Consider the following 26,698-nt stretch of genomic DNA (forward strand, 5'->3'; position numbering starts at 1 on the left):
CCCGAACGGCGCGGACAGAATGGCCTCAGGCCAACTCAGCGCCCGGTAGACACGCAGGCATCGCCCGCTGCACCGGGCGCTGAGTCATTCCCGGTCGGCGTCCTCGTCCTCAGCGGCGCAGCAGGCGTTCGCGCGTCGCGGTCGTGCGCGCGAGATAGAGCCGTTCGTCCTCGACGGCTCCGGGATCGCGGCCGGAGAGCGCGCGCTGCCGCGCGGCGGCGAGCGCCGTCGCCTCGGCGATGAATCCGCGCATAGTCGCGGAGCGGTCGCCGGGGAGCGTCCGCGCCCAGGCGACCGCGCGCCGCCGACCCTGCGGAGTCGCGAGCATGTGCACCTCGGCGGGGCTGAACCATCCCGCCGCGGCATACTCCCCCAGACGCGTGCGGGTGAGGCGCGCCTCTTCCCGGCGCAGCAGCGTGACCCCGATGATGAAGCAGACGAAGAGCGGCACCTGCAGGGTCGCGTACAGGGCGAAGAAGTCCGCGAACAGCGCCGAGCCGTTCCACAGCGCGTGCAGGGCCGCCGCTCCCAGCACGCCGAGCATCCAGACCCCGAACGAGCTCCCGGCCGTCCGGCCCGCCCGGGCCGCCCGTCCGAGCAGGTAGCCCGTCACCGTCGTGAACATGACGTGCGCGAACGGGGAGAGGATGCCGCGGAGGAAGAAGGTGACGGTCGTCTCGGCGACGCCCCCCTCGATGAGGCTCGTGGCGAAATAGAGGATGTTCTCCGTGAACGCGAACCCGGCGCCCACGAGCGCGCCGTAGACGACGCCGTCCACCGGTCCGTCGAACGCCCGGCGACCGACCGCGAAGATGATCAGCACTCCGAGGCCCTTGGCGAACTCCTCCACGAGCGGCGCCTGCACGACGGTGGAGAACGCCTCCCGCAGCGGCGAGCCGTCGTCTCCGAGCAGCAGGGTGAGCGCGATGTCGACGAGGAGGGAGATCGCGACGGCGGCGACCGCGCCCCACGCGACGGCGAAGACGACGAGGGAGCGCGGTTCGGGCTCCCAGCGGTCGACGAGCCGGATGGCCAGGAGCACGCCCGCGAGCGGCAGCAGGGCGAGCACCATGCCCACCCCCGCGGCGACGACGCCCAGGAAGGTCAGGAGATAGGCCGCCAGGGCGACCAGCAGGACGATCAGGATCCCGAAGCCCCAGATCGGTGCAGCGCGGCCGGCACGCGGCGGGACCGGGAGTGCGGCGGCCGCGGCCGGTGCCGGCGGGATGAGCGCGGGGGCGCTGTGCGGAGGCTGCGCCAGCGGTGACGGGTATGTCATGGCGATCAGCCTATGGGTGCAGGTTCCGCCGGGCGGAGAGCGACGGGCGACGGGTAGCCTGGAAGGATGCGCTTCGCCCATGTGACTCCTCCTGGGGGCGACGAGCCGCAGCTCGCCGTCATCCGAGGCGGCGAGGCACTCCTCGTCCCCGCCCTCTTCGACGGTGCGCCCGCGCACCTGCAGGCCCTCATCGAGGGCGGCGAGGCGCTGCTGCAGCGCGTGCGGGAGGCCGCGGCGTCCGCCGGGGAATGGCAGCCCGTGGACGGGTACGCCTTCGCGTCGGCCGTGCAGCGGCCGCCGGTCGTCCTGGCCGTCGGCTTGAACTACGCCGCACACTCCAGCGAGCTGGGCCTGAAGGCCGACAAGGCCCCGACGGTGTTCGTGCTCTGGCCGAACTCCCTCACGGGACACGACGCGACGACGACGTGGCCCCGGTCGCTCAGCGAGTCCATCGACTACGAGGCCGAGCTCGGCGTCATCATCGGCCGCCCGGCGCGCGACGTCGCCGAGGAGGACGCCCTGAGCCATGTCTGGGGCTACACCGTGGTCAACGACATCACGGCCCGCGACATCCAGTTCTCCGAGGCCCAGTGGTCGCGGTGCAAGTCGTTCGACGGCTTCACGCCCAACGGGCCGGTCGTGGTGACCGCCGACGAGGTGCCCGACCCGCAGGATCTGCACATCTGGGCCGTCGTGGACGGTCAGACGGTGCAGGACGCCTCGACCGGGCGGATGATCCGGCCGGTCTCCGCGCTCATCGCCCAGCTCTCGCAGGCCGCCACCCTGCTCCCCGGCACACTGATCTCCACCGGCAGCCCGGGCGGTGCCGGCTATTCGCGCGACCCCCAGGTGTTCCTCCGCGACCGCTCCACCGTCACGGTCGGCATCGACGGGATCGGCGAGCTCACGACGCACTGCCGCATCCTCGGCTGAGCCTGCCACGGAACGACGAACGGCGACGGCCCGGAGGCCGCCGCCGTCGTGCCGGGTCCGTACTCAGTAGCCGGACTCGGAGAGCAGTTCCTCGCAGGACATCGTGATGCCGTTGATCTCCACGGTGCCGACGCCGCCGTTGTCCAGGCAGGCCTGCAGCTGCGTACCCAGGTCGGCCGCCGCGGAGCCGAACCAGGCCACGAGCGCGATGGCGACGATGATCCCGACGACGAGCAGCACCGCGCTGATGATGATCGCGGCGACCGCGAAGCCGTTCTTGTGCCCCGCCTTCTTGCTCTGGACGAGTGCGATGATCCCCAGGATCAGCGCGACGGGCTGGGCGAAGAAGGACAGGATGAAGGCGACGATGCCCATCGTGCGACCCGGGATCGGTGCCCCGGGCGCGTCGTAGCCGGCCGACGGATACGCGGGAGCGGCATAGGCGGGAGCGGTGCTCTGCGGGTACGCGGGCTGCTCGTACGCGGGCGGCTGGTACGCCTGGGGCTGGGCCGCCGGCGGCTCGTAGGGGGGCGGGGTCGGGTTCTGCGGGTCGGTCATGCGGCCTCCTGAAGTGAACGCCGGAGAAGATCCGGCAGGTGCGACGTTAGCGAAGGGCGCCGCGCGCGCAAAGGCGCCGCGCTCAGCCTCAGATGACGTCTTCGGCGGCGCTGTGGATCGGGATCGCCTGCGTGATCGCCTCCAGGCCGGACAGCCGGGCCGGCGAGAGCTGCTTGTCGACGTCCTCGCGCGACATCAGCCCGGCCTCCACGACGAGGTCGCCGACGTTGCGTCCGGTCAGCAGGGCGGCCTTGGCCAGGGCCGCCGAGGCGGCATAGCCGATGTACGGGGTGAGCGCCGTGACGACGCCGACCGACGAGCCGACCATGGCGCCCAGCCGCTCGCGGTTCGCGGTGATCCCGTCGACGCAGTTGATGCGGAGCGTCCGCATGCCCCGCCGCATCCAGGTGATCGACTGGAAGATCGAGTGCGCGATGATCGGCTCGAACGCGTTGAGCTGCAGCTGGCCGCCCTCCACCGCCATCGTGACGGTCAGGTCCGCCCCGGCGACGGCGAACGCCACCTGGTTCACGACCTCGGGGATGACCGGGTTGACCTTGCCGGGCATGATGCTCGAGCCGGCCTGGCGTGCGGGCAGGTTGATCTCGCCGAACCCGGCCTGCGGGCCGCTGGAGAGCAGGCGCAGGTCGTTGCTGATCTTGGAGAGCTTGATGGCGTTGCGCTTGAGCGACGACGAGAACGACATGAAGGCGCCGGTGTCGCTCGTGGATTCGACGAGATCCTCCGCGGTCTCCAGGTCCAGCCCGCTGATCTCGCGGAGGTGGCGGATGACGGCGGCCGCGTAGTCGGGATGCGTCGTGATGCCCGTGCCGATCGCGGTCGCGCCCATGTTCACCTCGCACAGGAGGTACGCGTTCTCCTTGAGCCGGTGATAGTCCTCCCCGAGCGTCGTCGCGAACCCGTGGAACTCCTGCCCCAGCGTCATCGGGACGGCATCCTGCAGCTGCGTGCGGCCGACCTTGAGGATGTCGTGGAACTCGTGCGCCTTCGCGAGGAAGGACTGCCGGAGGAGGTCGAGCTCCTCCAGCAGTGTCCGCAGGTCGAGGCCCAGGCCCACCTTGATCGCGGTCGGGTAGACGTCGTTCGTGGACTGGCTGCGGTTCGTGTGGTCGATCGGCGACAGGTACGCGTAGTCGCCCTTGGGCCGCCCGGCGATCTCGAGCGCGACGTTGGTGATGACCTCGTTCGCGTTCATGTTCGTCGAGGTGCCGGCGCCGCCCTGGACGACGCCGACGACGAACTGGTCGTGGAACTCGCCGTCGATGATCCGCTGGCAGGCCTCGTCGATGAGGCCTGCGCGCTCGTCGTCGAGGACGCCGATCTCCCGGTTGGCGCGCGCGGAGGCCTGCTTGACCATCGCGAGCCCGACGACGAGGTCGCGGTACACGGAGATGGGACGGAGGGAGATCGGGAAGTTCTCCAGGGCCCGGGCGGTATGGATGCCCCAGTAGGCATGGGCGGGGATCTCCAGCGATCCCAGTGAATCGGTTTCCGTGCGCGTCATCGCGTCCTCGGCCATGGTGTGCAGTCCTCGTGGGTCGTCACAGCGGGAAGGGTGTGCCTCGAGCCTACCCGCGGGCACATCCACGATGGATGGACGCGGTGGACACCGCTGCCGTCGGGGCTGTACGCGCGGGCGAGTCTTCAGCGTTTGCGGGAGAAGGCTTCGAGCCGCTGCTCGGGGGTGAGCTCCGCCATCCGCGCCACCCACTCCGCGGAGAACGTCTCCGCCGTCTCGGCCGCGACGACGGGGACGACGGCGTGCGTGATGGTGTCGTCGTAGACGTGCACGAGGTGGAAGGACTGGCCGGCATCCATCCCGTTGATCTCCGTCGCCGGGCGCTGCAGGTTCATCGTGTAGCACGTGGCCGCGGCGACGCTGACGGGCACGCCGGCGAAGGTTCCGCTGGTCGAGTAGTGCAGGTGGCCCGCGAGGATGCCGCGCACGTCCGATCCCGCGATCACGTCGGCGAGGGCGTCCTGTCGACGCAGCTCGAGGATGTCGAACAGCGGGATGTGGCTGGGCAGCGGCGGATGGTGGAGGGCCAGGAGGGTGCCGAGCGGGGCGGGGTCGGAGAGGATGCCGCGGAGCCAGGCGAGCTGGCCGTCGTCGAGGTCGCCGTGGTGCCAGCCGGGGACGCTCGTGTCCAGCGCGATGAGGCGAAGTCCGCCGAGATCCCAGATGCCGGTGACGGGCTCGCCGGTGGGTTCCTGCCCGAGCAGAGCGCCGCGCAGCGCGGGACGCTCGTCGTGGTTTCCGGCGACCCAGACGATGGGGGCGCCGAGCCGGTCGGCGAGCGGCTGCACGGCGGCGCGGAGCGCGCGGTAGGCGTCGGGCTCGCCCAGGTCGGTGAGGTCGCCCGTGAAGACCAGCGCATCCGGGCGGATGCCGGTGCGAGCGACGGCGGCGAGCGTGGCGGCGAGGTTGGCCGCGGTGTCGTAGCGCCCACCGAGCGGCGGGTTGCCGGCGAGCAGATGCGTGTCGCTGAGGTGCACGATCACGCGCCGTGGCGGGGCATGCCGTCCGAACTGCACTGTCTCCATGTCGACAGCCTAGGACGACCCTCCGTCAGTGCCCGAAGATGATGAGGAGCAGTCCGCCGAGGACCGCGAGACCGCAGAGGAAGAACGACGCGTACGCGGCGACGAGCGCGACGCGCTTCTGCCCGTCGGTGAGCGGGCTCTTGCGGGCCGCCTTCGCGGCGGCCTTCGCTGCGCGACGGGCCTCCTTCTCCGTGATCACGGTGATGGCGTCGGTGAACTCGGCGGGGGCCACGACCGGTGCCCGGCCGGCGCGCACCAGCATCCGCAGCCCCAGCGCGTAGAAGGCGACGACGACGGTGCCGGCAGCGAGCGCCGCGCCGAACACCTGCAGGAACGCGAGCCAGTCGATCGAGATGTTCACTTCTCGTCCCCCTTCGGCGCGCCCGGAAGGTCGACCGGGGGTGCGGCCGGGCCGGTCCCGGGCTTCCCGGCAGCGCGGACCTTGTCGCGCGCCCGCTTGTCATCGGCGGCCTGGCGGGCATCCGCCTTGGCCTTGGCCTTGCGCTCCGCCTTCTCGCGGGCCTCCTGCTCGGCCTTCCGCCGCGCCTGCTCACGCAGGATCGCGCGCTGGCGGCGCGTCGGCGGAGGATTGCGCTTGACCTTGACGGCGAGTCCCGAGTCGGCGACCTCGCTCATGGCGTTGGAGGAATCGACCTGGTTTCGGCGCGACCGCCAGAACAGGGCGAGGCTGATGGCGACGGCGAGGACCGCGTCGATCGCGATGCCCCAGCCGCCGAACAGGACGACGAGGAGCGCCGCGAACGCGCCGACGGCGCCGGAGGCGGGGAGGGTCAGGAGCCAGCCGATCGCGATGCGACCGACGGTGCGCCAGCGCACCGTGGACCCGCGACGGCCGAGGCCCGACCCGATGACGGAGCCGGAGGCGACCTGCGTGGTGGACAGGGCGAAGCCGAGGGCGCTGGAGGCGAGGATCGTCGCGGCGGTGGACGACTCCGCGGAGAAGCCCTGCGCCGGCTTGACGTCGGTGAGACCCTTGCCGAGCGTGCGGATGATGCGCCAGCCGCCCATGTAGGTGCCGAGCGCGATCGTGAAGGCGCAGGCGAAGATGACCCACAGCTGCGGGTCGGCGTGCGCACCGTCCTGCAGGCCGGCCATGATGAGCGCGAGCGTGATGACGCCCATGGTCTTCTGCGCGTCGTTCGTGCCGTGCGCGAGGGCGACGAGCGACGACGTGAAGATCTGACCCCACCGGAAGCCGTCGCGGCCGTCCGGCTTGTTGTCGTAGCGACGCGTCATGGCGTACGCGAGACGCGTCAGGAGGAAGGCGATGACACCCGCCGTGAACGGCGCGATGAGGGCGGGCAGCACGACCTTGCTGAGCACGACGCCGAAGTCGATGGCGGTGACGCTCGCGCCGACGAGCGTGGCGCCGATGAGGCCGCCGAAGAGCGCGTGCGACGAACTGGAGGGCAGACCGAGCAGCCAGGTCAGCATGTTCCAGGTGATCGCGCCGATGAGGCCGGCGAAGATGATCGGCAGGAACGCCAACGGCTCGATCTGATCCTCTTGGATGATGCCGTGCGAGATCGTCTTGGAGACCTCGGTGGACAGGAACGCGCCGACGAGGTTGAGGCTCGCCGCCAGGAGCACGGCGACCTTGGGCTTGAGGGCACCCGTCGCGATGGGCGTCGCCATCGCGTTCGCGGTGTCGTGGAAGCCGTTCGTGAAGTCGAAGAACAGCGCCAGCGCGATGACGAGCAGCACGATGATTACGGCGGTTTCCACAGTTCGCTTTCCGTCGGGATTCGTGGGGAGGGTGCCGATGGGATCGGCGGTGCGAACGAACAGTTCACCGTGGGTTCATGTTCCGGCAACCGGACCACGGAAATCCTCGCACATCCGCGGCCGATCGCAGAACCGTCGCACCCGCCCCCGCGGGGGGTCGGTTAGCGTGGGACGGTGACCATCTCGGAGCCCTCCGCCCCCGCCGTTCCCGCCCGTCCGACCACCCGCAGCCATCACGGTGACGATGTCGTCGATCCCTACGAATGGCTGCGGGCGAAGGAGGACGAACAGGTCCTCGCCCACCTGGCCGCGGAGAACGCCTACACGCAGGAGCGCACCGCCCACCTCGAGCCCCTGCAGGAGCGGATCTACCAGGAGATCAAGGGCCGCACGCTCGAGACGGACCTGTCCGTCCCGAGCCGGCGGGGGTCGTGGTGGTACTACAGCCGCACGGTCGAGGGCAGCCAGTACGGCATCCACTGCCGCGCCCCGCTCGCCGACGCGGACGACTGGACGCCGCCCGTCCTCTCCCCCGACGTCGCGATCCCCGGCGAGCAGGTCCTCCTGGACGGCAACGTCGAGGCAGCGGGTCACGAGTTCTTCTCCCTCGGCACCTTCGACGTGTCCACCGACGGCACGCGCCTGCTCTACGGCGTCGACACGCAGGGCGACGAGCGCTACACGCTCCGCATCCGCGACCTCGCGAGCGGCGGCGACCTCGGCGACGTCATCCCGGAGACCTCGGCGGGGGCGATGTTCTCCCCGGACGGGCGCTTCGTCGTGTACACGACCGTCGACGACGCGTGGCGGCCCGACACGGTGTGGCTGCACGAGGTCGGAACGGATGCCGCGACCGACGCGAAGCTCTTCCACGAGCCCGACGAGCGCTACTGGGTGGGCGCGGGCTTCACACGCAGCGACCGCTACCTCGTCATCGCGGCGGAGTCGTCGATCACGAGCGAGGAGTTCCTCGTGGATGCCACCGACCTCCGATCGCCGCTGCAGCCGGTCTGGCCGCGGCGGGAGGGCGTGGACTACTCCCTGACGCACGCCGTCGTCGACGGCGAGGACGTGCTCTACATCCTGCACAACGACGGCGCCCTGGACTTCGAGCTCGTCCGCGTCGCGGCATCCGACCCGGAGGGCCCCCACGAGGTCGTGCTGGCGCACGTGCCGGGCCGGCGCCTGGAGGACGTGTCGGCGTTCCGCGACTGGGGCGTCGTGTCATACCGCCGCGAGGGGCTGTCCCGGGTGGGGCTCCTCGACTACGGCAGCGGCGCGCTGACCGAGCTCGCGTTCGACGAGCCGCTGTACACCGTGGGCGCCTCCGGCAACCCGGAGTGGGCGCCGCCGGTGCTGCGGCTCGGCTACGGCTCGTTCGTCACGCCGGGCACCGTCTACGACTACGTCGTGGAGACCGGCGAACTGCTGCTGCGGCGTCGCCAGCCGGTGCTCGGCGGCTACGACCCGGAGGAGTACGCGCAGGAGCGCCTGTGGGCGACGGCCGAGGACGGCACCCGCATCCCGATCTCGCTCGTCTGGAAGCGCGCCTTCGATGCGGGCGACGGCCCGCGGCCCGTGCACCTCTACGGCTACGGGTCGTACGAGCACTCGATCGACCCCGGCTTCTCGGTGGCGCGCCTGTCGATGCTCGACCGCGGCGTCGTGTTCGCGATCGCGCACGTCCGCGGCGGCGGCGAGATGGGCCGGCAGTGGTACGAGGACGGCAAGCTGCTGCACAAGCGCAACACCTTCACCGACTTCGTCGCGTGCGCGCGGCACCTCGTGGCCGAAGGCCGCACCACCCCGGACCTGCTCGTCGCCGAGGGCGGATCGGCGGGCGGCCTGCTCATGGGCGCGGTGGCCAACCTCGCGCCGGAGCTCTTCGCCGGCATCCTGGCCGACGTGCCGTTCGTGGACGCGCTGACGACGATCCTCGACCCCTCGCTGCCGCTGACCGTCGTCGAGTGGGACGAGTGGGGCGACCCGCTGCACGACCCCAGCGTCTACGAGTACATGAAGTCGTACACGCCGTACGAGAACGTCCGCGAAGGCGTCGCGTACCCCCGGATCCTCGCCGTCACGTCGCTCAACGACACGCGCGTGCTGTACGTCGAGCCCGCCAAGTGGGTCGCGCGCCTGCGCGAGGTGGGCGCCGACGCGCTGCTGAAGTGCGAGATGGTCGCCGGCCACGGCGGGGTGAGCGGGCGCTACAACGCCTGGAAGCAGCGGGCGTTCGAGCTGGCCTGGCTGCTGGACGTCCTCGGCCTCGCCGACTGAGCGCGGCTGGGGCCGGCGGGTCGGGGGGCTGACCCGGGCGCCCGGCATCCCCGCCGCCCGGCATCCCCGGCGCCCGGCATCCCTTCGGCGTCCCCGGCGCCCGGCATCCCCTTCGGCGTCCCCGGCATGTCACACCTGGCGCGGGTCGCGGACCCGTCTCCCGCAGTTGGCGAGACAACTGAGACAGGGATGTCACAGGAGGCGGACTTGCGGGCAGCTCGACCCGCATATTCTGTGACATGCAGCGGCTCCTCCCCAGGGGCTAGATTCGCGCACGTCACGACCGATCGCGCTGCCCATGGGCGGGTGACCGGCGTTCGGCGCTCGACTGGGCGGATGACGAGGATCACGCCGCTTCCCGCGGAATTCGGGGCGCGACCGTTTCGCGTCGCCGAGGCTTTGGCGTCCGGTGTGACGCCGTCAAGACTGAGAGCGGGAGACCTTCTCACGCCGACGCGTGGTGTCCGGGTCGCCCGCTCGGTGACCTTGGCGACGCCGGCGAGGTCGGCGCACCAGCAGGACCGCCTCCGCGCCGACCTGCTCGAGCGCGCGGCGGCCGTTGCGCCCGCGCTGACTCCCGATCAGTTCTTCAGCCACGGCACGGCGCTCGCCCTGCTGGGCGCGCCCCTGCCGTACCTGCGTGCCACGGCGTGGGAACTGCACGTGTCAGCTCGCCGCCCGGCGGGCCAGCCGCGCCGGGCAGGCGTGGTGGGACATCGCCTGCAAGCCCGCGCACCCGCCCGGGGTACCGCTCACGGACTCCCGATCGAGCACCCCGCACGAGCATGGCGGCAGGCCGCGCGGACCTGGGATCTCGACGACGTGATCGCTGCGGCAGATCACCTCGTGTGTCCCCGGCATCGAATCATCACGCCAGCTGATCTCCGCGCCGAGATAGCGGACGCCGGCGACCTACGCGGGGGTCTCCTCACGCGTGCGCGTGCGGAGGTGCGCGTCGGCGCGGAAACGGCGGAGGAGACCCATGTGCGGCTGCTTCTGATGCGAGCCGGGTTACCGGAACCCTCGCTGAACCACCGCTTGCAGGATAGCCTCGGCCGCTTCATCGCGCGTCTGGATCTCGCCTATCCGGGCTACCGCGGTGCCGTAGAGCACGACGGACGCACGCACGCGTTCGATGAGCAGCAGTTCGCGAAGGACGCCGACCGGTGGGATGCCATTCGCGACGAAGGCTGGCTGCTCGTGCGCATCCTGAGCCACCACCTGCGGCCTGATCCCCGCCGGGCGCTCGCCAAGGTGACGGATGCGCTCATCGCCCGTGGTTGGCGCCCCGGCGTCGACTGACCCACCCCTCCGCTCGGCACCATCCGCATCCGCATCCGCATCGGCACCATCCGCATCCGCATCCGCATCCGACGTTCCTGTCACAGAACTCGCGGGTGTAGCGCCCGTCCGGCGCGGTTCGTGTGACATGCGTTGCCGCCATGTCCCGCTTCGCGCACGCGCACGCGCCACCAGCCGCCGCTTGTGTGACACAGGACGGAAGGGGCAGGCCTGCGGGATGGCGGGGACGCCGGAGGGGGCCGTCGGTCGCGCGCTCCGGCGGCCCGCCGCGCCCCCGCGCGTCACCCGAAGAGGGCGGCGGCCTCCTCGTAGCGATACAGGGGGACGTTGTTGAGCTCGCCCAGGGCGTCCTCGAACGACACGCGCACGATGTCGGTGCCGCGCAGCGACACCATCTGACCCCACGCCTGCTCCATGATGGCGTCGGCGGCGTGCAGGCCCAGGCGCGTCGCGAGGACGCGGTCGAACGCCGACGGCGAGCCGCCGCGCTGGATGTGGCCGAGCACGGTCGCCCGGGTCTCGATGCCGGTGCGGCGCTCGATCTCCGGGGCGAGGATCTCCCCGATGCCGCCGAGGCGGGGGCGGTTGAAGGCGTCCAGGCCCTTGTCGCTGTAAGCCTCGTCCATGCCGGTGAGGGTGAAGCCCTCCGACACGACGACGAGCGGCGCGCGACCGCGGTCGTGGGCCTTCGTCACCTGGGCGACGATCTCGTCGATCGACATCGGCACCTCGGGGATGCAGATGACATGGGCGCCGGCGGCGACTCCCGCATGCAGTGCGATCCAGCCGACGTGGCGGCCCATGACCTCGGCGACCATGCAGCGCTGGTGGGAGTCACCGGTCGTGCGGAGGCGGTCCATCGCGTCGGTGGCGATGTTCACCGCGGTGTCGAAGCCGAACGAGTAGTCCGTCGCGCGCAGGTCGTTGTCGATCGTCTTCGGGACGCCCAGCACGTTGATGCCGTCGTTCGCCAGGCGGTTCGCCGCGGCGAGAGTGCCCTCGCCGCCGATCGCGATGATGCCGTCGATGCGGTGGCCGTACAGGGTCTTCGCGATGTTCTCGGCGCCGCCGCGCGGGCCCTCGTAGGGGTTGGTGCGGCTCGTGCCGAGGATCGTGCCCCCGACCTTCGACAGGCCCTTCACCTCGTGGCGGGTCAGCGGGAAGAAGTCACCGTCCACGACGCCGCGCCAGCCGTCGCGGATGCCGACGAACTCGATGTTGTAGTTGGTCGTGCCCTTGAGCACGACGCCGCGGATGACCGCGTTCAGGCCGGGGCAGTCGCCGCCGCTGGTGAGGATGCCGATCTTCATGGAGAGATCCTTCGTGGTGTCAGGGATGCTGCGGCACCGTTGCCTGGCTTCGACACTATCGCCGCCGGGCGCCGGGCTGCCACCGGGTCGGCCGTCGATAACCGTCGACGGCCGACCCGGTGCGAGACCTGCGATCAGGCGCCGCCGAGCGCCTGCCGCAGCAGGTGCATGAGCGCGGACAGCTGCACGGAGTCGCTGGATGTCGGGTCGACGGCCTCGCCGTCGAGCGCCCGGGCCGCGAGTCCCTGCTTCGAGTCGATGAGTTCGGCGATCTTCGTGTCGATCGTGTGCGCGGCGATGATCCGCCACGCGGTGACCGGCTCGTCCTGGCCGATGCGGTGCACGCGGTCGATCGCCTGGGTCTGCTCCGCGGCGGTCCACGACAGCTCGGCGAGGACGACGTTGGACGCGGCCTGCATGTTCAGGCCGACGCCGGCGGCGGTCAGCGAGCAGACCGCGACAGCGACCTCGGGGTCGTTGTTGAACGCGTCGATGGCCTGCTGACGCGCGGGCGTCGTCTGGTCGCCGCGGATCGAGACGGTGCGCAGCCCCGCGGCGGCGAAGAGGTCCTCCGCGGCATCCATCACGTCGATGTGCTTCGCGAAGAAGACGACCTTGCCGACGGAGCGCTGCAGCTGCACGGTGTAGTCCGCGGCGAGCAGAGCCTTCGCCTGCCCGATGCGCCGCACCATGGTGAAGACGTTCTCCGAGCCGGAGCCGGCGGCCTTGGCCTCCTCGAGCTCGCCGTGCGCCACGAGGCGCACGATGTCCTCGTCGAACTCGCCGAGGAACACGCGGTCGCCGCGCGCCTCGATGATGCGGCGGTACTTCGCCGCCAGGCGCTGGCCCAGCTCGCGCTCGGCCTCGCGGATCGACCGGCCGAACTCGTCGTCGAGCTCCACGGGGAGGTCGGCGATGAGCTTGTCGGGCAGGTCGGCGGCGACGTCCTTCTTCTTGCGACGGACGATGCCCATCGAGATGACGGCGTCGCGGGCCTCCGGGTAGAACGCCTTGTCGGCAGGGGTCAGGCCGGTCGCGTCGAGCTTCTCCATGAGGGCGGGGCCGGGCTTCTCACCGTTGGTCCAGCCGAGGAAGCGCCAGATCGCGTCGAAGTCCTCGACGTCGTTGATGAGCGGCGTACCGGTGAGGGCCAGCATGAGCGGGTCGCGCACCTGCTCGCGGATGCGGGTCGCGAGACCCAGCACGTTCTGCGAGCGCTGCGAGGACAGGTTCTTGATGAAGTGCGCCTCGTCGACGACCATGCCCTTGAGCCCCAGGGAGGCCAGCCAGGACAGGTGCCGGTCGAGCACCTCGTAGTTGACGATGAAGACGTCGGCGAACGCGTCCACCTGGTCGCCGTCGCCGTGGATGACGGTGGCGCGGCGCTGCGGCGTCCACCGCTCGACCTCGCGGGCCCAGTTCATCTTGACGACGTTGGGGACGACCGCCAGCAGCGGGTAAGCGCCCGCGACGGATGCCGCGAGCACGGACTCCGCCGTCTTCCCGAGGCCCGGCTCATCGGCCAGGAGGAAGGAGCGGTGACCGGCGCGCACGGCTTCGAGGAAGCGGGACTGGTGCGGCATGATCTCGAGGCCCTTGGGCGAGAGCCGGTCGAACTCGGGGACCTCCGGGAGGTCCATCGACGCGGCGCCGCCGCCGGCGCCGGTCTCGAACGCCTTGTACAGCGGTCCCATGAGCTCCCAGCCGTCCAGGCGCCGGCGCGGCGTGGGCTGCGGGGCGCGGAGGCTGACGTCGGGCGCGAGGAACGGGTTCGACTCGCGACGCGCGTCGATCTGCGGGGGGACGACCTGCCGCTCGGCGAGGGCCGCCGGGACGACGGACGCCTGCACCGGCGCGGCGTCGGTGATGATGAGCTCATCCTCGGGCAGGTCGGCGCCCGACTCGAGGAGCCAGTCGCGGCGCATCCGGCGGGCGACCGGGGAGGTCGCCTGGTCGACTTCGAGCAGCTGGATGAGCGACGTGTCGCGGGCCGCGGTCTTCGCGAGGATCGTCGCCACTCCGTCGAGGCGCTTGAGCAGCTCGGCGCGCGCGGCGGCCGGCACGTCCTCGTCGGCCTTGACCCGCGCCCGCTCCTCGCGGACGAGGAAGGCGATGACCTGGAACTTGACGCGGTTGGTGGGGCCGAGCTTGCCGCGCTGGGCCTTCGCCTCGACCTCGCGCACCTTGCGGGCGAGGATCGGGATGAGGGGCGCGTCGTCGTCGCGTCGAGCCGATGAGCCCGAACGACGCCGGGACGACGACTTGCGTGCGGTGGATGCCGTGGTCGGCATGCTCCTCCTGAGCGTGAGAGCCGGCGCAGGGCCGGCTGTCCGGCGATCGTGCGGCCGGTCGAACGGAGTCGCCGCGAAGCGGCGGCGGGAATACGTGGGGCCCGATCCTCCCGGCTGCGGGTACTCGCTTCTGCGAGCTGCGGCGACGGCGGGGTGCGGTCCTCGCGGAAAGTCTAGCGCGTCGTCACGGCGCCGTGCGCAAGCGCAGGCTGTTGAGCACGACGAACACGCTGGAGAACGCCATGGCCGCGCCCGCGATCATCGGGTTCAGGAGGCCGAGCGCTGCCAGCGGCAGCGCGGCGACGTTGTACGCGAAGGCCCAGAACAGGTTGCCGCGGATGACCCGCATCGTGCGACGGCTCAGCCGGATCGCGGTGACCACGGGGGCGATGCCGTGCCCGGCGAGGGCGATGTCGCTCGCGTGCATGGCGGCGTCGGTCCCGCCGCCCATCGCGATGCCGAGATCGGCGGTGGCGAGCGCCGCGGCGTCGTTGACGCCGTCGCCGACCATGGCGACGCGGTGCCCCTCGGCGCGCAGGCGCGCGATCTCGTCGACCTTGCCCTCCGGCAGGACGCCCGCGATGACGCGGTCGATTCCGACGGCGTGGGCGGCGGCGCGCGCGGCGCCGGCGTTGTCGCCGGTGAGCAGGATGACGTCCAGGCCCAGGCGCCGGAGAGCCCCGATGGTCTCGGCGCTGTCATCGCGCACCGTGTCGGCGACCGCGAGGACGGCGCGCACGCGGCCGTCCCAGCCGGCGACGACGGCGGTCGCCCCGTCCGCCTCGATGCGGTCGACGGCGGCGCGGGCCGCCTCCGGGAGCGCACCGGCCTGCGCGGCGGCGAACGCCGCACGACCGGCGAACACCGCATGCCCGTCGACGGTGCCGGTGACGCCCCGTCCCGCGAGGCCCGCGAAATCGGCCACCGGCGCGTGCTCCGCCGTGAGGCCGGCGAGCGCGCGGGCGAGGGGATGCTCGGATGCGTGCTCGAGCGAGCCGATCAGGTGCTGGATGTCGGCGGTCGCGGCGTCGCCGACCCGGGTGACGGCGACGACCGTCATCCGCCCCTCGGTGACGGTCCCGGTCTTGTCGAGGACGATCGTGTCGATGCGCTCGGCGCTCTCGAGGGCCTCCGGGCCCGTGATGAGGACGCCCAGCTGGGCGCCGCGGCCGGTGCCGACGAGGATCGCGATGGGGGTCGCGAGGCCCAGTGCGCACGGGCAGGCGATGATGAGCACGGCCACGGCGGCGGTGAAGCCCGCGGCCGGCGGCTGCCCCGCGGCGATCCAGCCGAGGAGGGTCAGCACGGCGAGCGCGATGACGATGGGCACGAAGACCGCCGAGATGCGGTCGGCGAGGCGCTGCACGCGGCTCTTCCCCGCCTGGGCCTCCTCCACGAGGCGTGCGAGGTGCGCGAGGCGCGTGTCGTCGCCGACGCTCGTGGCCTCGACGATCAGCCGGCCGTCGGCGGCGAGCGTGCCGCCGGTCACGGCATCCCCGGCGCTCACGTCGACGGGGACGGATTCGCCGGTCATCATGCTCTCGTCGACCGAGGCGCGGCCCTCGCGGACGATGCCGTCGGTGGCCACCTTCTCCCCGGGCCGGACGACGAACACGTCGCCGACGCGGAGGCGCTCGACCGGGACGCGTGTGCCGTCGGCGAGTTCGACGTCCTTCGCGGCGAGCTGCAGCAGCGCGTGCAGGGCGGCGCCGGCGCGCCCCTTCGAGCGCTGCTCGATGAAGCGTCCGAGGAGGAGGAAGACGGTGACGGCGGCGGCGACCTCGAAGTAGACGAGCGCCGTCGCGTCGTGCACGGGGCCGAACAGGACGACCTCGTGCATCAGGCCGATCCGGCCGGCCGAGCCGAAGAGCAGCGCCCACACGCTCCAGCCGAACGCGGCCATCGTGCCGAGCGTGATGAGGGTGTCCATCGTCATGGCGCCGTGGCGCGCGTTCGCGAGGGTGGCACGGTGGAACGGCCAGCCGCCCCACAGCACGATGGGCGCCGTGAGGACGAGGGAGACCCACTGCCAGCCGGGGAACTGCCAGGCCGGGATCATGCCGAACGCGACGACCGGGACGGCGAGTGCGAGGCTCACGAGCAGGCGGGTGCGCAGCGGCGTCGAGCCGGGCCTGTCGGCGACGTCGTGGACGTGCCCACCCTCGGCCTCGTGCGCGGGGGCGTCGTGTCCCGCGGGCTCCGTCCGCGGCGTGCGGATCTCCGCGTCGTAGCCGGCTTCACGGACGGCCGCGACGAGCCGCTCCGGGTCGAGGTCCTGCGGGAAGCTGACACGAGCGGTCTCGGTCGCGAGGTTGACGGATGCCGTCACGCCCTCGACCAGCTGCAGCCGCTTCTCCACGCGTGCGACGCAGCTCGCGCAGGTCATGCCCTCGATGTCGAGGACGGCGCCCCGCACCGCGGCACCGTCCGGTGCCGCGGTCATCAGCGGCGGCCGGTGAGACTGTAGCCCGCCTCGGCGACGGCGGCGGCGATGGCCTCGTCGGCGGGCATGGCGTCACCGGTGACGGTGACCGTCTTCGCCGCGACGTCGACGGCGACCTCGGACACGCCGGCCACGGCGCTCACCTCGCGGGTGACGGCGGCGGCGCAGTGGCCGCAGGTCATTCCTTCGACGGTGTAGGCCTGGGTGCTCATGGGGTTCTCCTCGTGGTGTGTTCACCTGCCCCAACAGAGTACCCCCCGGGGGTATTCCTCAGTCCGACGCGAGGCCGCGCTGCCAGAGGTCGAGGGCGCCGGGGTCGTCGGTGACGATCCCGTCCACCCCCCACCCCACGGCGGCATCCCAGTGCCGGTCGCTGTTGAGCGTGTAGACCACGACGCGGAGGTCGGCGTCGTGCAGCTCGGCGACGACCTCGGGACGGGCCGCGACCGCCGCACGGTCGACGACGATGCCGCGGACGTCGACCTCCCGCATGGCCTGCACGGCATCGGCGGGGATCGTGCGCAGGATTGCCATCCGCGGAATCGCATCCGTCCGGGCCGCCACGAGGGCGAGGGTCCGGGCGTCGAAGCTCGCGGCCACGACGCGCCGTTCGAGTCCGCGGGACAGCACGGCGTCGGCGAGCGCCGCAGCGGCGTCTGTCGTCCAGGTGCCCTTGAGGTCGAGCAGGGCGCGGCCGTCCCGCTCGGCCAGCAGGTCGAGGAACTCCACCGCCGTAGGCACGGGCGTCCCGGCGTAGCGGGGCGCGTACCAGGACCCTGCATCGAGCGCCCGGACCTCGGCGAGTGTCAGCCGCGCGAGGGGCCCGTGTCCGTCCGTAGTGCGGTCGACCATGGCGTCGTGCATCAGGACGGCGTGGCCGTCGGCGGTGAGCGCGAGGTCGACCTCGACGTACTCGAAGCCGGCCGCGAGCGCAGCCGCCACGGCGGGCAGGGTGTTCTCCGGCGCCGCCTCCGCACCCCCGCGGTGGCTCGCGATGAACACGCGCTCGCCGGGCGTGCGCACCGTGCCCCACAGGTCCTGCGCGGAGATCCTCGTGGGCGTCACCCCGGTCATGATGACCACGACGCACGCCACGGCGAGCGCGCAGACGATGAGCAGGGCGGGAAGCCGTTCGGCCGTCCTCGATTCGGGCATCGGGGTGGTCCTTCACTTCGGTGACGTCGTCGTCGCGGCCCACTGTAGCGGAGGCCGTTACCTTTCCGTTACCACTGCGTCGGTGCTTCGCGCGGCCCCTGGCGGTCGGCGTACGCTGGCTGCATGGCCACTATCTCCGAGCGCGAACTCGCCGCGACCCTCGACCACGCGATCCTCAAGCCCGAACTGACGCGCGATCAGGTCGATGCCGAACTCGACATCGCCGCCGAGTGGGGCGTGTTCAGCGTGTGCGTGCGCCCGAGCGACATCGCCCACGCCGCCAGCCGGCTCGCCGGCACGGGAGTGGCCGTTGGCACCGTCATCGGCTTCCCGCACGGCACCACTTCGACGGCCGCGAAGGTCGCCGAGGTGCGTCAGGCGCTCGCCGACGGCGCGACCGAGGTCGACATGGTCGTCAACATCGGCGCGCTCCGCTCCGGCTTCGACGATGTCGTCACCGACGACATCCGCGCCGTCGTCGAGGCGGCCTCCGGTCACATCACGAAGGTGATCCTCGAGACGGCATACCTCGATGACGAGCAGATCGCCCGCGGCAGCCGCCTGACCGAGGCCGGCGGCGCGCACTTCGTCAAGACGTCCACCGGTTTCGCCGGCGGCGGCGCGACCGTCGAGCACGTCCGCCTCATGCGTGCGAACGTCGGCCCGGCTGTGCAGGTCAAGGCCTCCGGCGGAGTCCGCAGCTACGCCGACGCCCTCGCCATGATCGCCGCCGGCGCGACCCGCCTCGGCACGAGCGGCAGCGCCGTCATCCTGGGCGAGGCACGCCGGGTGGATGCCGGTGAGGGCGCGACCGGCGCGGTCGACGACTCGTCCTACTGACGCCCACACGGGCCGCGCGCGTCCTCGCTCAGGAGAGGGCGGCGCGCACGTCGGCGACGTCGTGGGTCATCTGCGCGATGAGCGGCTCGATGCCCTCGAACGCGACCATCCCGCGGATGCGGTCGGTGAAGGTCACCGAGACGCGGTGACCGTACAGGTCGAGGTCGGTCTCGTCCAGCACGTACGCCTCGACCTGGCGCACGAGCACGTCGTCGAAGGTCGGGTTCGTGCCGACGGAGATGGCCGCGGGGTAGCGGGTGACGGCGTGCATCGCCGCCGCCTCCGCGGACGGCCCCTCGTCGACGAGCCACCCGGCATAGACCCCGTCCGCGGGGATGAAGCCCTCCACGTCGGCGGACAGGTTCGCGGTCGGGAAGCCGAGCTCGCGGCCCCGCTTGAGCCCGTGGACGACCTCGCCCTGCACGGCGTGCGGACGCCCGAGCAGCCGGGCGGCACCCTCGACGTCGCCCTCGGCGAGGAGGGTGCGGACCCACGTCGAGGAGACGCGGCGACCGCCGCCCTCGACGTCGCCGACGACGTCGGCACGGAACCCGAACTCGGCGCCGAGTTCGCCCAGGAGCGCGGGGTCGCCCGCTCCCCCGCGGCCGAAGCGGAAGTCCTCGCCGACCAGGACCTTCACGACCCCGAGCGCGTCGACGAGGACGTGCTCCACGAAGGCACGGGCGGTGAGGGAGGCCAGCTGCTCGTCGAAGCGGAGGACGAGCGTCGCGTCGACGCCCTGCTCCGCGAGGAGGTGCAGCTTCTGGTCGAGGCTGACGAGGGGCGCCGGGCAGATCTCGGGGCGCAGGAGGCTCAACGGGTTGCGGTCGAAGGTGACCGCGACGACGCGGGCGCCGGCATCCTCCGCGGCGACGCGCGCACGGTCGATGACGGCACGGTGACCGGAGTGCACGCCGTCGAACTTGCCGATCGCGATGACGCTCGGCCCGAATCCCGCCGGCACCTCGGACGGCTCGCGGAAGACGATCACCAGGACGACCGTTCCAGGGCGGGGTCGATCTCCTCGGCCACGGCGTTGCGCGTGTGGGTCAGCCACCACAGGCCCAGGAACGGCAGGACGAGCGGCACCCAGAGGTAGCCGGCCCCGAAGCCGGACCAGACGGTCGGGTGATCGAACAGCGCGGGGACGACGAGCGACAGCGTGCCGACGACGAGGACGCCGACGAGCTCGAAGCCGATCGCGACCCACGCGACGAGGTACCAGGCCCGCGACGCGCTCAGGATCAGGGCGAGGGTCGCGAGGATGTAGACGACGGCGGCGAGCGCCGACAGCGAGTACGCCAGCGGAGCGGCGTCGAACTCGCGGACGATCTGGACGAAGGAGCGACCGGTGGCCGCCATCGCCATGATCGCGTAGACGATCACGAGGACGCGGGCGATGCCGGTCATGCGGGGGCGGGTCGTGGACATGACCTGTCAATGATAGGCGGCGGAGAGCCTCCGCCCGCGCGCTCAGGCGACCTGGACGGTCCAGATCACGTGCATGCGCCACACCATGACCGCGACCGCGAGCGCGGCGATCCCCATGATGACGGTGCTCCACCGGCTGCGCTCGATGAGCGCCCACGCGACACCGGCGGGGGGCAGGAGCACCGCCGAGACGAGGTACACCCAGTACTCCAGCGCGCTTCCCGACGGGGGGTTGCCGGCGAGGGGCGCGACGATCGCGATGACCACCTGGGCGATCAGGAGCAGGAGGATGAGGGCGAGCCCGCCCACCGACAGGTCGCTGGGGCGCCGGCCGGCGAGTCCCAGCACGATGCACAGCAGGCCGACGCCGCACGCGGCGACGAGCTGGACGATGGTGAACCACAGGATCACAGGGGCTCCTCAGCCATGTTCATGATGCTCTTGACGTCGTCCCCGCGGCGCTCGACGATCCCGACGAGGCGGCCGTCCGGGTCGATGGCGGCGGGGTTCGCGGTGGCCAGCCGCGCGGCGGCGCCGGTGAGGCGCTTGCCGTGCCGGAGATCGCGGGCCTCCTCGGCGGTGACGGGGAAGGCGCCCAGGACGGAGGCAGCCACCTCGGCGTCGCCGCGCAGCGGGGTGTCCGGGGCGACGTCGGTGACCGCGTCGGTGACCTCGAACGGGCCGATGCGCGTGCGGCGGAGCCTCGTGAGATGCCCCCCGACGTCGAGCGCCGCACCGAGGTCCCGCGCGAGCGCGCGGATGTAGGTGCCGCTCGAGCAGTCCACGACGACGTCGAGGTCGATCACGCCGTCCGCCCGGCGGATGCCGGTGACCTCGAACCGGGACACGGTGACCTCGCGCGCCGCGAGCTCGACATGCTCCCCCGCGCGGGCCAGATCGTAGGCGCGCCGGCCGCCGACCTTGATGGCTGAGACGCGGCTCGGCACCTGCGAGATGGGTCCGGTCAGCGCGGCGACGCCGGCCGTGATGGCATCCTCGGTGACGGCGTCGATCGCGGCGGCATCCGCCCGTGTCGTCTCGACGCCGTCGGCGTCGTCGGAGTCGGTCGCGACGCCGAGGCGGATCGTCGCCTCGTACGTCTTGTCGAGGCCCACGATGTAGGTGAGGAGGCGGGTCGCGGGACCGACGCCGAGGACGAGGAGCCCGGTCGCCATGGGGTCCAGGGTCCCGGCGTGGCCGATCTTGCGGGTCTGCAGCGCGCGTCGCGCGCGGGCGACGACGTCGTGGCTCGTGATCCTGCCCGGCTTGTCGACCAGCAGGATGCCGCGGGGCGCGGCCATCAGCAGAAGTCCCGGTAGACGCGGGCCGGAGCGGCGGGGTCGGCGTTGTCGACGATGGCCGAGGCGGCGCGCCGAGGATCGCCGTCACGCAGGTACAGCTCCATCCCCGCCCGGTAGCGCCGGTTCGCCTCGGCCGCCGGGTCGGGGTCGCTGCCGTCGCGTTCCGCCATGCGCGCGAAGCGCACGTCGACGGGGACGTCCAGCCACACCGACCAGTTCCAGATGCCGCGAAGCTCGGGGCGGTTCAGGAAGACACCGTCCACGATGAGGACGGCGTCGCGCGGCGCCGTCACCCACTCCGACGCGACGGGCTCGTCGCGGTCGACGTCGAACACGGCGGTCTGGAACCCGGTGTCCGTCGTCGGCCCGCTGCGGAACGGATCGATCAGCACCCGCCGGAACGTCGCGTAGTCGTACGAGTCGAGGTAGTACCCCTCCGGTGAGCTGCGTCCGCGCGCGTAGCGCTCCGCGCGGGGTCGGTGGAAGCCGTCGATCGACGCGCGGAGGACGGCGGACCCGTCTTCGCCGAACACGGCGGCGAGGTTGTCGGCGAACGTCGTCTTGCCGGCACCGTCCTCGCCGTCCACGCCGACGATCACGCGGCCGCGCCGGTAATGCTGTCGCACCTCGTCGCGGAGCTCGCGCCACAGCGTGGAGGCGGGCGTGACGGGAAGTCGCATGCCTCCAGCCTAGGCGGCGGGACGCCGCCGTTCCGTGCCGCGGCGGTCACTCGCGGCATCCGCATGCCCCCGGTTGCGTAGGCTGGAGCGGTGCCCGACCTCGCCCGCCCGCTCCTGGACTGGTACCGCGTCAACGCGCGGGATCTCCCCTGGCGGGCACCGGGGTTCGGGGCGTGGGGCGTGCTGGTGAGCGAGTTCATGCTGCAGCAGACGCCGGTGACGCGGGTCATCCCGCATCTGGAGGCCTGGCTCACGCGGTGGCCCTCCCCCGCCGACCTCGCCGCCGCACCGCCCGCGGAGGCCGTGCGCCAGTGGGCGAACCTCGGCTACCCGCGCCGGGCGCTGTGGCTGCACCGCGCCGCCGTCGAGATCCGCGACCGCCACGCCGGTGTCGTGCCGCGTGAGGTCGACGCGCTGCTGGCACTGTCGGGCATCGGCGACTACACGGCGCGGGCCGTCGCGACCTTCGCGTACGGCGACCGGCATCCCGTCGTCGACACCAACACGCGGCGCGTCCTGGCCCGCGCGGTGGACGGCCGGTCGCAGCCCGGCCCGCCGGCCAGGCGCGACCTCGCGGCGATGGCGGCGATCCTGCCGGACGACGACGGCGAGGCCGCGATCGTCAACGCCGCGACCATGGAGCTCGGCGCCGTCGTGTGCACGGCGCGGTCCCCGCGCTGCGAAGCCTGCCCGCTCGCGGAGGTCTGCGCGTGGCGGGCGGCGGGCTACCCCGACACCGGCGACGACCGGCGCCGTCAGGCGGCGTACGAGGGCAGCGACCGGCAGGCGCGCGGCGCCGTGCTGCGGGCCCTGCGCGGGACGCACGCCGTGCCCGTCGCGGACGTGCTGCCCGATTGGCCCGATCCCCTGCAACGGGATCGGGCGATCGACTCGCTCATCGCCGACGGGCTGGCGGAGGCCGCCGACGGCATGCTGCGACTGCCGGCCTGAGCCGGCTGTCGCGCCTCAGGCCTCGTCGGCCTCGTCGTCCAGCTCGCGCGGCTTCACGTACGGGTCGGCGTCGCCGGCGTACGTCGCGCCGGTCGCGAGACCCTGCACGGCGGCGTCGCGCTCGCGCGCTTCGCGGAGCAGCTCGGCGATGTGCCCGGCGGTCTCCGGCAGCGCGTCGGGGATGAACTCCAGCGACGGGGTCAGGCGCACGTTGAGGTGCTTGCCGACCTCGCTGCGCAGCATCCCGGTCGCCGCCTTCAGCGCCTCCGCGGAGGAGGCGCGCTCCTCGTCGGAGCCGTACACGGTGTAGAACACCGACGCGTGCTGCAGGTCGCCCGTCACGCGGACGTCCGTGATCGTCACGAAGCCGAGGCGCGGGTCGCGCAGCCCCTTCTCGAGGCGCTCCGCGAGGATGACGCGGATGCGGTCGCCGAGGCGCGCTTGACGTTCACTGGCCATGAGTGTTCCCTTCGACGGCTGAGGGACGCCCGTGGGCGCCCCTCAGCGGTTGCGACTCAGCCTCGCGGCTTCTCCACCATCTCGGTGGTCTCGATCTCGTCGCCCACCTGGATGTCGTTGTACTTGCCCAGGCCGATACCGGCTTCGTAGTCGGTGCGCACCTCGGTGACATCGTCCTTGAAGCGGCGCAGCGACTCGATGGCCAGGCCATCGGCGACCACGACGCCGTCGCGGATGATGCGCGCCTTGGCGTTTCGGGTGATCGTTCCGGAGCGGACGATGACACCGGCGATGTTGCCGAACTTCGAGGAGCGGAACACCTCGCGGATCTCGGCGACACCCGACTGCACCTCTTCGAACTCCGGCTTGAGCAGGCCCTTGAGCGACTGCTCGACGTCGTCGATCGCGTTGTAGATGACCGAGTAGAACCGGATGTCGACACCCTCGCGGGCGGCGCGCTCCCGGGCCTTCGCGTCCGGACGGACGTTGAAGCCGATGACGATCGCGTTGTCGATCGTCGCGAGGTTGACGTCGGACTCCGTGACGGCACCCACACCGCGGTGGATGATCCGCAGCTGCACCGAGTCGTCGACCTCGATCTTGAGGAGCGACTCCTCCAGCGCCTCGACGGCACCGGACACGTCGCCCTTGATGATGAGGTTGAGCGACTCGACCTTGCCCTCTTCGAGCGCGCGGGTGAAGTCCTCGAGCGAGATGCGCTTGCGGGCCTTGGCCAGCTGCGCGTTGCGCTCGGCGGCTTCGCGCTTCTCCGCGATCTGGCGGGCGAGGCGGTCCTCCTCTGTGACGATGAACGTGTCACCGGCACGCGGGACGGAGTTCAGGCCCTGCACCTGCACGGGACGCGACGGGGCGGCCTCGAGGACCGGCTCGCCGTTCTCGTCCGCCATGGCGCGGACGCGGCCGTACGCGGTGCCCGCGACGATCGCGTCGCCGACGCGGAGCGTTCCGGACTGGATGAGCACCGTGGCGACCGAACCGCGACCCTTGTCGAGCTTGGCTTCGATCGCGACACCGCGCGCCGCCTTGTTCGGGTTGGCCGTGAGGTCGAGCCCGGCGTCGGCGGTGAGCAGCACGGCATCCAGGAGGGCCTGGATGTTGAGGCCGTCGCGCGCCGACACGTCGACGAACATGACGTCCCCGCCGTACTCCTCGGCGACGAGGCCGTACTCGGTGAGCTGCTGGCGCACCTTGGCCGGGTTGGCGTCGGGCTTGTCGACCTTGTTGACCGCCACGACGATCGGCACGTTGGCCGCCTGGGCGTGGTTGAGCGCCTCCACCGTCTGCGGCATGATGCCGTCGTCGGCGGCGACCACGAGGATCGCGATGTCGGTCACCTGCGCACCACGGGCGCGCATGGCGGTGAACGCCTCGTGACCCGGGGTGTCGATGAAGGTGATCGCGCGCTCGATGCCGTCGTGCTCGGTCCACACCTGGTAGGCACCGATGTGCTGCGTGATGCCACCGGCCTCGCCGGCGACGACGTTCGCGTTGCGGATCGCGTCGAGGAGGCGCGTCTTACCGTGGTCGACGTGGCCCATGACGGTCACGACGGGCGGACGGATCTCGAGGTCTTCCTCGTTCTCGTCCTCGAGCTCCTGATCGAGGTCGAGACCGAAGCTCTCCAGGAGCTCCTTGTCCTCGTCTTCGGGAGAGACCATCTGGATCTTGTAGCCGAGCTCGGCGCCGAGCACCTCGAAGGTGGCCTCGTCCAGCGACTCCGTCGCCGTGGCCATCTCACCGAGGTTGAACAGGATCGTCACGAGCGTGCCGGGCTGCACCGTGTAGCCGGTCAGCGTCTCGATCTTGTCGGCGAAGTCCGAGATCGACGCGCCACGGCGCATGCGGATGATCTCCCCGTTGCCGCGGGAGACGTTGACGCCGCCGACGACGGGGGCATCCCGCATCTCGAACTCTTGCCGCTTCGCCCGCCGCGACTTGCGCTGCTTGGACTTGCCGCCGCCCTTGCCGAAGGCGCCGGCCGTGCCGCCGCCGGGGCCGCGGCCACGACCGCCGCCACCACCGGGACGACCGGCGAAGCCGCCGCCTGCCGGTGCACCGGGACGCTGGAACCCGCCGGGAGCGCCACCGGGCCGGCCGGGGCCGCCGGGACGCTGCTGGAAGGGGGCGCCGGGACGACCGGCACCGCCGGGACGACCCGCACCGCCGGGACGCGGGGCCCCGGGACGCGGTGCACCCGGGCGCGGAGCCTGGGGACGCGGGATGTTGCCGGGGCTCGGACGCTGGCCCATGCCCTGCGCGGACGCGAACGGGTTGTTACCCGGGCGCGGGCCGGCGGGCCGCTGGCCCATGCCCTGCGCCGACGCGAACGGGTTGTTCCCGGGGCGCGCGCCACCGGGACGCGGGGGCTGCGGTGCGCCGGGCGTCGCGCCGGGCGCCGCCGGTGCGGGGGCGCCGGGGGTCGGTGCCTCGGCGGCGGCGGCGGGAGCCGGAGCTGCCGGGGCGGCCGGAGCCGCCGGTGCCGGGGCGGCCGGTGCAGCGGGTGCCGCAGCGGCGGGCGCGGGCGCGGCGGGCGCCGGGGCGGCCGGCGCCGGAGCGGCGGGACGGGCGGGACCGGGGCGGCCCGGGGTCGCGGGCTTGGCCGCGGCCTTCGGCGCCGCCGATGCCGCGGGCGCCGCAGCGCCTTCAGCCTCGAGCGCAGCCCGAAGCTTGCGAGCCACGGGGGGCTCGATGGTGGATGAGGGGCTCTTGACGAATTCGCCGAGCTCCTTCAGCTTCGCGAGGGCGACTTTGCTGTCGACGCCGAGCTCGGAAGCGATCTCGTGCACGCGTGGTTTTGCCACAATTCTCCTGTCTGGGGCCTACCCAGGACAGGGCAGACCGTTACTTGCGGACGGGTCTCATTTCGAGCCGTTCACTTTGTGTCCATAGCCGTTCAGCCGTTTCGCTGGTGGGTGTCTTGAAAGGTCTGCGTGTCCAGGTCACCGGACACACGCAATGCTCGTCCGAAGGCGCGGCGCCGGATGGCGGCGGTCACGCACTCGTCCGTGTCATGCACCCACGTCCCCCTCCCCGGAAGCACGGCTTTCTCGTCGGCGACGAGGATGCCGTCACGGGCCACGACTCTCAGGAGTGCGGATCGAGGGGCACGCGCGCGGCATCCCACGCACGTTCGAACAGGTTCCATCCTACCCC

General features: G+C 72.1%; 24 protein-coding genes. 5 read left to right on the forward strand and 19 right to left on the reverse strand.

Features of this window, described 5'->3' with window-relative positions; genetic code table 11:
• Positions 1-109: 109 nt before the first annotated feature.
• On the reverse strand, positions 110-1,279 hold the full coding sequence (locus MSA03_RS08730; protein ID WP_028496046.1) for a PrsW family intramembrane metalloprotease: 1,170 nt from the start codon (positions 1,277-1,279) through the stop codon (positions 110-112).
• Positions 1,280-1,345: 66 nt separating this feature from the next.
• On the opposite strand from MSA03_RS08730, the gene MSA03_RS08735 reads away from it, so the two are divergent.
• Positions 1,346-2,212, forward strand: coding sequence for a fumarylacetoacetate hydrolase family protein (locus tag MSA03_RS08735; RefSeq protein ID WP_147050520.1), 867 nt, complete (start codon positions 1,346-1,348; stop codon positions 2,210-2,212).
• Between the two features lie 63 nt (positions 2,213-2,275).
• On the opposite strand, the gene MSA03_RS08740 is transcribed toward MSA03_RS08735, so the two are convergent.
• From MSA03_RS08740 to MSA03_RS08760, 5 genes are all read right to left on the reverse strand, one after another.
• A complete protein-coding gene (locus MSA03_RS08740; protein WP_147050522.1) occupies positions 2,276-2,770 on the reverse strand; it encodes a DUF4190 domain-containing protein in 495 nt (164 codons plus the stop codon).
• A gap of 88 nt (positions 2,771-2,858) precedes the next feature.
• Entirely contained in the window at positions 2,859-4,310 is a 1,452-nt protein-coding gene (locus MSA03_RS08745; RefSeq protein ID WP_028496049.1) for an aspartate ammonia-lyase, read from the reverse strand.
• 125 nt (positions 4,311-4,435) lie between these two features.
• On the reverse strand, positions 4,436-5,335 hold the full coding sequence (locus tag MSA03_RS08750; RefSeq protein WP_147050523.1) for a metallophosphoesterase: 900 nt from the start codon (positions 5,333-5,335) through the stop codon (positions 4,436-4,438).
• 25 nt (positions 5,336-5,360) lie between these two features.
• Positions 5,361-5,696: a peptidase gene (locus tag MSA03_RS08755; RefSeq protein WP_147050526.1), complete on the reverse strand. Its 336-nt coding sequence runs from the start codon at positions 5,694-5,696 to the stop codon at positions 5,361-5,363.
• Positions 5,693-7,081, reverse strand: coding sequence for an inorganic phosphate transporter (locus MSA03_RS08760; protein ID WP_244946378.1), 1,389 nt, complete (start codon positions 7,079-7,081; stop codon positions 5,693-5,695). Before MSA03_RS08760 ends, MSA03_RS08755 begins: the two co-directional genes overlap by 4 nt.
• Positions 7,082-7,255: 174 nt before the next feature.
• On the opposite strand from MSA03_RS08760, the gene MSA03_RS08765 reads away from it, so the two are divergent.
• Positions 7,256-9,361, forward strand: coding sequence for a S9 family peptidase (locus tag MSA03_RS08765; RefSeq protein WP_174799863.1), 2,106 nt, complete (start codon positions 7,256-7,258; stop codon positions 9,359-9,361).
• Positions 9,362-9,697: 336 nt separating this feature from the next.
• Entirely contained in the window at positions 9,698-10,663 is a 966-nt protein-coding gene (locus MSA03_RS08770; protein WP_147050528.1) for a putative endonuclease domain-containing protein, read from the forward strand.
• 281 nt (positions 10,664-10,944) lie between these two features.
• Here the strand turns inward: MSA03_RS08770 and MSA03_RS08775 are convergent, their stop codons facing one another.
• The 5 genes from MSA03_RS08775 to MSA03_RS08795 all read right to left on the reverse strand — a co-directional run bounded on the left by MSA03_RS08775 (position 10,945) and on the right by MSA03_RS08795 (position 17,862).
• The gene (locus tag MSA03_RS08775) at positions 10,945-11,973 is read right to left on the reverse strand and encodes a 6-phosphofructokinase (protein WP_028496053.1); all 1,029 of its coding nucleotides are present in this window, start codon (positions 11,971-11,973) and stop codon (positions 10,945-10,947) included.
• Positions 11,974-12,107: 134 nt separating this feature from the next.
• A complete protein-coding gene (locus MSA03_RS08780) occupies positions 12,108-14,264 on the reverse strand; it encodes a DEAD/DEAH box helicase (RefSeq protein ID WP_147050530.1) in 2,157 nt (718 codons plus the stop codon).
• Between the two features lie 184 nt (positions 14,265-14,448).
• On the reverse strand, positions 14,449-16,707 hold the full coding sequence (locus tag MSA03_RS08785) for a heavy metal translocating P-type ATPase (RefSeq protein ID WP_147050532.1): 2,259 nt from the start codon (positions 16,705-16,707) through the stop codon (positions 14,449-14,451).
• On the reverse strand, positions 16,707-16,919 hold the full coding sequence (locus tag MSA03_RS08790; protein ID WP_147050534.1) for a heavy-metal-associated domain-containing protein: 213 nt from the start codon (positions 16,917-16,919) through the stop codon (positions 16,707-16,709). Before MSA03_RS08790 ends, MSA03_RS08785 begins: the two co-directional genes overlap by 1 nt.
• Positions 16,920-16,977: 58 nt before the next feature.
• On the reverse strand, positions 16,978-17,862 hold the full coding sequence (locus tag MSA03_RS08795) for a glycerophosphodiester phosphodiesterase (protein WP_147050535.1): 885 nt from the start codon (positions 17,860-17,862) through the stop codon (positions 16,978-16,980).
• A gap of 123 nt (positions 17,863-17,985) precedes the next feature.
• On the opposite strand from MSA03_RS08795, the gene deoC reads away from it, so the two are divergent.
• Positions 17,986-18,702 (forward strand): deoxyribose-phosphate aldolase, encoded by a 717-nt coding sequence (gene deoC / locus MSA03_RS08800; RefSeq protein ID WP_147050537.1) that lies wholly within the window; start codon positions 17,986-17,988, stop codon positions 18,700-18,702.
• Between the two features lie 28 nt (positions 18,703-18,730).
• Here deoC and MSA03_RS08805 read toward each other — a convergent pair whose 3' ends face one another.
• The 5 genes from MSA03_RS08805 to MSA03_RS08825 are packed head-to-tail and all read right to left on the reverse strand — an operon-like array spanning position 18,731 to position 22,114.
• Positions 18,731-19,693, reverse strand: a complete 963-nt coding sequence (locus MSA03_RS08805; protein WP_147050539.1) for a bifunctional riboflavin kinase/FAD synthetase — start codon at positions 19,691-19,693, stop codon at positions 18,731-18,733.
• Positions 19,690-20,133 (reverse strand): hypothetical protein, encoded by a 444-nt coding sequence (locus MSA03_RS08810; protein WP_147050541.1) that lies wholly within the window; start codon positions 20,131-20,133, stop codon positions 19,690-19,692. The genes MSA03_RS08805 and MSA03_RS08810 overlap by 4 nt, the downstream gene beginning before the upstream one ends.
• 42 nt (positions 20,134-20,175) lie before the next feature.
• A complete protein-coding gene (locus MSA03_RS08815) occupies positions 20,176-20,544 on the reverse strand; it encodes a hypothetical protein (RefSeq protein WP_147050543.1) in 369 nt (122 codons plus the stop codon).
• Positions 20,541-21,434: a tRNA pseudouridine(55) synthase TruB gene (truB, locus tag MSA03_RS08820; RefSeq protein ID WP_147050545.1), complete on the reverse strand. Its 894-nt coding sequence runs from the start codon at positions 21,432-21,434 to the stop codon at positions 20,541-20,543. The genes MSA03_RS08815 and truB overlap by 4 nt, the downstream gene beginning before the upstream one ends.
• A complete protein-coding gene (locus MSA03_RS08825; protein ID WP_028496062.1) occupies positions 21,434-22,114 on the reverse strand; it encodes a nucleoside/nucleotide kinase family protein in 681 nt (226 codons plus the stop codon). Before MSA03_RS08825 ends, truB begins: the two co-directional genes overlap by 1 nt.
• Positions 22,115-22,204: 90 nt before the next feature.
• On the opposite strand from MSA03_RS08825, the gene MSA03_RS08830 reads away from it, so the two are divergent.
• Entirely contained in the window at positions 22,205-23,065 is an 861-nt protein-coding gene (locus tag MSA03_RS08830) for an iron-sulfur binding domain-containing protein (RefSeq protein WP_147050547.1), read from the forward strand.
• A gap of 15 nt (positions 23,066-23,080) precedes the next feature.
• On the opposite strand, the gene rbfA is transcribed toward MSA03_RS08830, so the two are convergent.
• From rbfA to MSA03_RS08845, 3 genes are all read right to left on the reverse strand, one after another.
• Positions 23,081-23,524 carry a 30S ribosome-binding factor RbfA gene (gene rbfA, locus MSA03_RS08835; protein WP_028496064.1) on the reverse strand — a complete coding sequence of 148 codons (444 nt, stop codon included), beginning with the start codon at positions 23,522-23,524 and terminating at the stop codon, positions 23,081-23,083.
• A gap of 56 nt (positions 23,525-23,580) precedes the next feature.
• The gene (gene infB / locus MSA03_RS08840) at positions 23,581-26,346 is read right to left on the reverse strand and encodes a translation initiation factor IF-2 (RefSeq protein WP_174799864.1); all 2,766 of its coding nucleotides are present in this window, start codon (positions 26,344-26,346) and stop codon (positions 23,581-23,583) included.
• Between the two features lie 92 nt (positions 26,347-26,438).
• Positions 26,439-26,690 (reverse strand): YlxR family protein, encoded by a 252-nt coding sequence (locus MSA03_RS08845; RefSeq protein ID WP_051526209.1) that lies wholly within the window; start codon positions 26,688-26,690, stop codon positions 26,439-26,441.
• Between the last annotated feature and the right edge of the window lie 8 nt (positions 26,691-26,698).

This window comes from Microbacterium saccharophilum (assembly GCF_007992455.1).
Lineage (GTDB): Bacteria > Actinomycetota > Actinomycetes > Actinomycetales > Microbacteriaceae > Microbacterium > Microbacterium saccharophilum.